The organism is Bacteroides sp. D1, assembly GCF_000157095.2.
In the GTDB taxonomy this organism is placed as follows: Bacteria; Bacteroidota; Bacteroidia; order Bacteroidales; family Bacteroidaceae; genus Bacteroides; species Bacteroides xylanisolvens.
Genome location: NZ_JH114343.1, coordinates 682,032 through 688,075 on the forward strand (window position 1 = coordinate 682,032; position 6,044 = coordinate 688,075).

8 protein-coding genes and 1 pseudogene are annotated in these 6,044 nt (G+C 37.5%); 7 read left to right on the top strand and 2 right to left on the bottom strand.

The annotated features are described in order from the left end of the window. Both BSAG_RS24430 and BSAG_RS25700 read left to right on the top strand, forming a co-directional pair. The coding region (locus BSAG_RS24430; protein ID WP_008997615.1) for a transposase at positions 1–177 on the top strand (177 nt) is incomplete at its 5' end. Positions 178–245: 68 nt separating this feature from the next. Beyond that, positions 246–347, top strand: a pseudogene (locus BSAG_RS25700) (DUF6125 family protein); the annotation flags it as partial. On the opposite strand, the gene BSAG_RS08495 reads toward BSAG_RS25700, so the two are convergent. Beyond that, positions 339–1,511, bottom strand: coding sequence for an immunoglobulin-like domain-containing protein (locus tag BSAG_RS08495; protein ID WP_004313279.1), 1,173 nt, complete (start codon positions 1,509–1,511; stop codon positions 339–341). The pseudogene BSAG_RS25700 and the gene BSAG_RS08495 sit on opposite strands and share 9 nt — an antisense overlap. Before the next feature lie 278 nt (positions 1,512–1,789). Here BSAG_RS08495 and BSAG_RS08490 point away from each other — a divergent pair, with 278 nt between their 5' ends. Next, positions 1,790–2,134, top strand: coding sequence for a hypothetical protein (locus tag BSAG_RS08490; RefSeq protein WP_008015740.1), 345 nt, complete (start codon positions 1,790–1,792; stop codon positions 2,132–2,134). 372 nt (positions 2,135–2,506) lie between these two features. Here the strand turns inward: BSAG_RS08490 and BSAG_RS25960 are convergent, their stop codons facing one another. Then, positions 2,507–2,635: a hypothetical protein gene (locus BSAG_RS25960; protein WP_004313277.1), complete on the bottom strand. Its 129-nt coding sequence runs from the start codon at positions 2,633–2,635 to the stop codon at positions 2,507–2,509. Positions 2,636–3,378: 743 nt separating this feature from the next. Between BSAG_RS25960 and BSAG_RS08485 the strand changes: the two genes are divergently transcribed. From BSAG_RS08485 to BSAG_RS08470, 4 genes are all read left to right on the top strand, one after another. Further along, positions 3,379–4,062, top strand: coding sequence for an energy transducer TonB (locus BSAG_RS08485; RefSeq protein ID WP_004313276.1), 684 nt, complete (start codon positions 3,379–3,381; stop codon positions 4,060–4,062). A 105-nt stretch (positions 4,063–4,167) separates the two neighbouring features. Then, entirely contained in the window at positions 4,168–4,791 is a 624-nt protein-coding gene (locus BSAG_RS08480; RefSeq protein ID WP_032811550.1) for a hypothetical protein, read from the top strand. Positions 4,792–4,835: 44 nt separating this feature from the next. Continuing rightward, positions 4,836–5,399: a cob(I)yrinic acid a,c-diamide adenosyltransferase gene (locus BSAG_RS08475; protein ID WP_004313274.1), complete on the top strand. Its 564-nt coding sequence runs from the start codon at positions 4,836–4,838 to the stop codon at positions 5,397–5,399. 73 nt (positions 5,400–5,472) lie between these two features. Continuing rightward, on the top strand, positions 5,473–5,694 hold the full coding sequence (locus tag BSAG_RS08470; RefSeq protein ID WP_002558131.1) for a DUF2795 domain-containing protein: 222 nt from the start codon (positions 5,473–5,475) through the stop codon (positions 5,692–5,694). The last annotated feature ends 350 nt before the right edge of the window (positions 5,695–6,044 follow it).

Genomic DNA, 6,044 nt, shown 5'->3' on the forward strand with positions numbered 1-6,044 from the left:
ACAGTGGCAAACTCTATTGAGAACCATTATGAAAGGATTTTGAACTTCTTTGTGAACAGGAGTACAAATGCAGCAGCGGAAGCATTTAATGCTAAAATCAAAGCATTTAGGGCATCATTTAGAGGAGTAGTGGATATTAGCTTCTTCCTTTTTAGGCTAGCAAAGGTATATGCATGAAGGGAATTGACAAAAATTAATCCCCCAAGTTTTCAGACTGAGCCCCGAAATTCGGGTATGATGGATTTGCACGCGTCATCGACGAAAGAATCGTTACTGAAATGATTAGCTGTTATCCGAATGTTACTGATCCGGAGTGTGCTTGTTGTTGGAAATTCACATTAAGGTAGTAATTCAAATTCTCCATAAGCCACTTTGGTGCCTCTGTTGAATGATTTGTAGATACGGTATTTCCCTGGATGGTTGGGGGATTCTGATGTATAGAGTTTAATTGTTTGTTGGTGACTCGGGTGCTCCGGTGGGAAAATCCACAGTATATCATTAACGACAGGATCGGTCGGCAATGTTTCCCATTGCCGTTTACTTTTGTTATAGTAAGCAAGGCTGTATTTTTCTCCGCACTCATATTCATAGTGAGAGTGGTTGGTGATGGTTATTTTTACTTCTGTAGTTGATAGCGGATAATGATCGTGTTCTGTTTCTATAGAAAGCGAAGCGGGACTTATGTCCTCTCCAGTCGGAATGTCACGGGGAATAGGTCGCAATGTGACGGAGTTCGTTTGCGATGACTGGTTGGTTTTCTTAGGTAACACTGTATAAAGCCCTTGTTCGTCTTTTATTATCTCATATTTTCCCGATTCCAGCCACGTATTCCAATCCTTAAAAAGGTCGGTGATAAATAGGTATAAATCTTCGGAAATATATATTTCTGTACCTGACTTTAAGTCGCATGCCAACTGACCATTTACGACAGACAGATGTTTCTGGGCTCTTTGTAAGGCTTTCAAATAGACAACCTGATTAAATGCGTAATCTTTATTGAAACCTCGTCCCGTGAATAAATCTATTGCAGCATACGACATCGTCCCTCTTGTCTTCAGGAAAGTAGTGTCGGTTATAGACGTCTTGTAGCTATTAGCTTCTTCCCACATCTTTCTTTTTTCCTGTTCTCTGAATTTCTGTACAATCTCGCTCACTTTATCTTGTTCGCTTGTTTCTCTGTGAGATTTTAGGCTGTCATTATCTTGTAATTCGTCATAAAGAGGTAAAGCAAAAAAAGTGTTATTGTCCTTTTCAAACTGTTCTATGATACATGGGATAATTTTCTTACCCATAGCTTTTAGCTCTTTGAATTGGGGTAAAATGGTGTAAGCACGGGTACTTGAACTTAATTGTACTTTGGGATTGTTGTGTATTTCTTTTTCCCAGGCATTAAATAAACTGTCAAATTTGGCTATATCCTCTGTTGTCAAAATATCACTTTTTTCTGTATTCTGTTTAATACATCCTGTAGTGATAAAGATAAATGGCAGAATAAAGAAAAGTGTTCTCATCGTTTTAATTATTAATCGGTTTTGTAATAGGTTTGCATAAGGGTATGTCAAGCTTTTGATCTGTTTCCTGCAAATATAGAAATAATATTTCTAAACCGATAAACTGGATGCTGCTGTTTTTTTACCGGATAAGAAAACGTTTATTCGTTTTTCGATGTGATACTAGCTGCCCTTTGATAAATAATGTGAAAAAACAGTTTTAGCCTCATTATCGAATTAACTTTCACCCATTTGTGAGGTCTAACATACATAACTTATTTAATATGAGAATTAAAATGATGAGAAAGCAAATTTTAAGTTTGGCAGTTGCGTTATTGATTGGCTCAACTGTATGTATGGCTCAAAATCGTCAGAATGGAAAGGCTGATAGAGAGAAACGTATGGAACAGATTGTTGCCGATCTGGGCTTGAATGAAAAGCAGGCCAAAGATTTCAAAGCTGCAATGAAAGAAATGAGACCTGCGAAAAATAAATCGAATGAAAGGCCTACGCGGGAAGAAATGCAAAAGAAAAGGCAGGAAATAGATGCTAAAATAAAAAGCATTCTGACCGATGAACAATATAAGAAATACCAGGATATGCGTAAGAAGGATAACGCGAAGAAAAAGAAAAAAGCAAAATAAGTACTATTCGTTTAATCTAAACCTGTCAAACGGAGAATCGTAAAAGATAATCTGTTATGACGCTATACTTATTTTCGGTTCTTTCATAAATAATTTATTTAATCTACATGACTATTTTCGTTCTACTAAAGTTGAACGCAGGCTCCATTTAAATGAGTCTATTTTTCAATTTAAGTAGAACGAAAATTAGTTAGACGATGTTTCGTCTTATATCTATACTCCCTCCACTAAAGCTTTTTTTCATGCTTTTATCTTTCAATCTTTCACCTTCTGCTGAAACTTCCTGTCTATGGTAGTTGTACGTTGGTGATAGATGTAAAATGATCTGTCACTGATCTGCCATCTTTCACCGTATCTCATTTTATTGCAAATTTATCCTCTGTATCGGCGCATCTCTTGAGTAGCGGTGCTATGCGGACGCCGGACGTTGACAACCGGTTTTTGAAGAATATGTTTCAGAAATGCCTGTTGGCTCACTCGGTTCTGGTCAAATTCATCCATATTGATGAGTGCGAACCTATTTAGCGACAGTTCGGCATCCCGCTTATTGCTGAAATATGCCGTTATATCTGGTTAACTGTATACCGTTGATTGTTTCTCCAAATATATAATCTTCTCTTTATTGGAATCTTCTTATGTACTATCTCTTGCATTGGCTATTAATAGAAAACTTCCTTTCTTTCCTATGCAAAGTTTCTTTCGTCTAATAGAGAAGTTCCTTTTGGCTGTTTGTAATCTATAAATGAAAGCTTTGATTATATAAATGAAAGTTCTGTTTTTGTAAACGCAAGTTCCATTTATAAAAACAGAACTTGCATTTATAGTTTGAATCAGGTGAAGAATAAGTTATCTATTAGTGAAAAGGAAGTTTATATTTAATGAAACAGAACTTATCTATTAATAGTTCAGGAAAGAAATAGCTGTTCCTTTGAATGTGATAAGTGGTGAAAGATGAAAGATTGGGTGATTAGCAAAGATTTATTCTTGTGTGCTTTGAAAGACATATATTCAAGGATTATTGTTGACAGGAATGGGCAGGTCGCCTGATATGAGGATTAATTCATAAATTTTATCGAAAAGAAGAGAAAAGAATAAAATAAACAAGGGGCGTCGTAACAACCTATCCATAAAAAGACTATATTTATTGCAGCGAGAGAGCACTTTAAGTAATGCTTAAGAGGAAAAACGAAAAGTAGTATATATACTATATATTTTCTATTATTAATTACTTAAACACATTTTTTATGGAAGCCAAGAAATCAAAAAAGGCTGCAATTGAGAATCAACGGGGTTCTTGGTTGTTGATGGGTTTGGTTGTTGCGCTAGCCTTCATGTTCGTTTCGTTCGAATGGACACAACATGATGTCAGAGTTGCAGCACTATCACCAGATGATGAATCCATCTTTGTAACAGAGCTAGTTCCGATCACATTCCCTGAAGAGAAACTGGAACCGCCTCCTCCTCCCGAAACTAAGGTAACAGAATTGTTCGAAATAGTGGAAAACAATATGGAGGTGACGGATAACGTTTCTACAGTGTCAGAGGATATGAATGCAGTTCATGACGTTATTTGGATACCACCAGTGGTAGAAACAGAAACGGTAGTTGAAGACATTATTCACGTAAGTGTTGAAGTCATGCCGGAGTTTCCTGGAGGTACAGCTGCTTTAATGAAATATTTAGGTAGCAATATCAAATATCCGACGATTTCGCAAGAAACTGGCTCACAGGGAAAAGTCATTGTTCAGTTTGTAGTAGATAGAGACGGAACGATTTCTAATCCTGAAGTGGTACGAGGGGTTGATCCTTATTTGGATAAAGAAGCTATCCGCGTGATAAGTTCTATGCCGAAATGGACTCCCGGAGTGCAAAATGGTAAGAAAGTTCGAGTGAAATATACTGTGCCTGTGTTATTCAGACTGCAGTAGTAACTTGGAATAAATGAATAAGGGTTGGTTCCTGTAAAGAACCAACCCTTTTTCAATAAAAAAATATATCTTTGTCGGGAGAATAAAAATACGAATGATTGTTTTATGAATCTTCTACTCTGTATAAAAAGACCTTTTATCTGGCTTTCCCGCTTCCGTCATCGTTGCGGATATGGTGTCCATTCCCCATTTGCTTTCAGTCTCATTACTGATGTAATTTATGAGAAGATGCCTTACTATGCTTATTCTTCCTTGAAAGAAGAACAAAAAAAGATGGTAAGAGAGCGTGGGTGGACCAAAGGTTCTCAAAAGGTAAACCGTTTTTTGTTCCGGTTGGTAAATAGAGTACAGCCTAATACGATTATTGAGGTTGGGCGTCCTTCCTCGACAGCCCTGTACTTACAGTCTGCTAAACCATCGGCTTCTTATCTCTTTGCTTCCGATTTGTCGGAACTGTTTTTGGATGCGGATACTTCAGTCGATTTTCTGTATCTGAACGATTACCAAAATCCGGACTTATTGGAAGAAGTATTTCGGGTTTGCGTACACCGTACTACCCTTAAAAGTGTATTTGTAGTCCATGGTATCTGCTATTCCAAAGAGATGAAAGCGCTTTGGAAAAAGTGGCAGGCTGACGAAAGGGTCGGAATAACTTTCGACCTGTATGATGTCGGTTTGCTATTTTTTGATAAAACGAAGATAAAACAGCAGTATATCATCAACTTCTAAGAACCTTTGTACGTTTACCATCTATAATAGTAAAAAAGAAAGTTATGAAAAAGAGCCTTGTATATACAAAGACCGGAGACAAAGGAACTACCAGTCTTGTCGGCGGAAGTCGCGTTCCAAAGACTCATATCCGCCTGGAAGCTTACGGAACGGTGGATGAACTAAATTCTCACCTGGGATGGCTGCACACTTATCTGCAGGAGGAGTCCGACCGGGATTTTATCTTGAGTATTCAACATAAGTTATTCGCCATCGGTTCACACCTGGCCACCGACCAGGAGAAAACACAACTGAAACCCGCCAGTATCATTACCCCCGAACATGTGGAAAGTATTGAGCGGGAGATTGATAAGCTGGACGAGCAATTACCCGAACTTTGTGCTTTCATCATTCCCGGCGGAAGTCGTGGAGCAGCCGTTTGCCATGTTTGCCGTACGATTTGCCGGAGAGCTGAAAGACGCATTCTGGCTTTGTCCGAAACTTGTACAATTTCTCCCGAAGTATTAGCTTTTGTCAACAGATTATCAGATTATTTGTTTGTATTATCCCGAAAAATTAATTTTGATGAACAAAATAATGAAATATTTTGGGATAATAGTTGGAAATGATAGATTTTATTATACTTTTGCCGAAAAATAGAAAAAGAGACAAATTTAGTATTCATTTTAAATACTCAAGATTATGTATTGGACATTGGAACTAGCATCAAAACTTGAAGATGCTCCCTGGCCGGCAACCAAGGATGAATTGATTGATTATGCCATGCGTTCGGGTGCTCCTCTTGAAGTTATTGAGAACCTCCAAGAGATGGAAGATGAGGGCGAAATCTATGAGAGTATCGAAGATATTTGGCCGGATTATCCTAGTAAGGAGGATTTCTTCTTCAACGAGGAGGAGTACTAACATCCACAGATAAGCTAAATAGTTAGGGATATTCAGTAAATGTTCCTCTTTCTAAAAAATCAAGAGAAAAGCTTTGCTTTACGTGAGCTTTTCTCTTGATTTTTTCGTTCAACTCTCCCAGTCTTCTATCTTTTTTGTAGAATATTGTTTACATATTCTTATTTTTTCCTTCCCACCCATGCATTATGTACATGTCTTTTTTAGGGGAAGTTAAAACCTCTCCTGTTTTTCCTGTTATTTTAGTTAGATTATGCTGCCTTTCTTTTTTTCTTTTCGACCTTTTCTATCATACATACCGCATTGGCTGTATGTATCCCAAAGAAAATCCAAAGTACTTCCGTTTTCCTGTT